Annotated in this window: 1 protein-coding gene; it reads right to left on the bottom strand. The window is 44.2% G+C overall.

Annotation, left to right across the window (positions count from 1 at the left end; all coding sequences use genetic code 11):
- Nucleotides 1-1147 (bottom strand): xanthine dehydrogenase small subunit (gene xdhA / locus A3762_RS22825; RefSeq protein WP_068757789.1); only part of this gene is annotated, 1147 nt, incomplete at its 3' end.
- Nucleotides 1148-1352 lie beyond the last annotated feature (205 nt).

The following is a 1352-nucleotide window of genomic DNA, read 5'->3' as shown; positions in this document are numbered from 1 at the left end:
CTTTGATCGCAAGAAGCACTGCTGAAATATCGTCTTCGATACGCTTAGAGATTTTGTACACTTTCAAGTGCTCACACGCTTCGCGGCGTGGAATACGGATCGCGCGGATGTATTCGCCAGTCTGAAGAAGTGTTTTCTTGTAGTCCAAGTAGAAAGTGTCTAAAGGAATCCAGCGGTTGCAATTTGCACCCGCGATTTCGATATCTGCATTTAATGCAATTAATACTGGTGGCGCGTCACCAATTGGTGATGCGTTTGCGATGTTGCCGCCCATGGTTCCGTTGTTACGAACTTGGCGTGCTGCGAAACGCTCTAGTAGCTGAGCGAACTCAGGGAAGTGCGCTTCTAATACTTTTTCGCAATCAGTCAGTGATGCTGCACCACCGATGGTGATGTAGTTAGCGTCTTCACTAATTGTTTTCAAGCTATCGATTTGATTGATCGCAACAAGCTTATTAATGCGACGATTCATTTGCGTCACTTCAAGTGCTAGATCGGTTGCACCGGCAACGATTCGTGCATCAGGATGGTGCGCAATAATCTCTTTAAGCTCTGATTCGGTGCGAACGCTCCAAGATTGACCTTCTTCATTGGAGGTTTCACCTTTGTTTGAAGGTGATGTGCTAGAAGGTGTCCAAATTTCTGCTTTCACTTTGCCTGGGTATGATTTCATTGACTTCGCTGCGTCAATAATTGGCTTGTAGCCAGTGCAGCGGCAAAGGTTGCCAGAAAGTGCGTCGTAAATTTCGTGAAGTGTAAAAGTCTTATCTGAAGGTGTGTTTTCAAATAAAGCGGTTAAAGACATGATGATGCCAGGAGTACAGAAGCCGCATTGTGATCCCTGCTTATCTACCATTGCTTGCTGAGCAGGGTGAAGCTCTGAACCATTAGCTAATGCTTCAACAGTAATAAGGCTTTTTCCGTCAATCTGTGCGAGGAAAGTGATGCATGAGTTGATCGCACGGTAATGCCATTCACCATTGTGCATTTCACCCGCTAGTACTGAACATGCCCCACAGTCACCAGAGCCGCAGCCCTCTTTAGTGCCAGTTAAGGATTGGCGTGTTCTCAGATAGCGAAGAACGGTCATATCAGGCTGGATGTTATGTTCGCTAACTTCCTGACCATTTAAGAAAAAAGTAATCACGTCTTTACCTCAAGTTGCTGTAATGCGAGTAAGACTCGCGCAGCAATAGTTTTAGTTCGTTTGACGCCGTTCGCAAATAATACATATTTGTGAAATCAATAAAGGCGTTTTATGCATAAGTTTCACGAGTGTACATTAAAAAACTGACCGAATGGTAAGTGAAATTTGTAAATTCGTTATTTTTTTTGGCTAAATCCCGAACTAA

The organism is Oleiphilus sp. HI0125 (assembly GCF_001635355.1).
The sequence above is the reverse complement of the archived record's forward strand: the minus strand, read 5'-3'. Positions and strand labels throughout refer to the sequence as shown.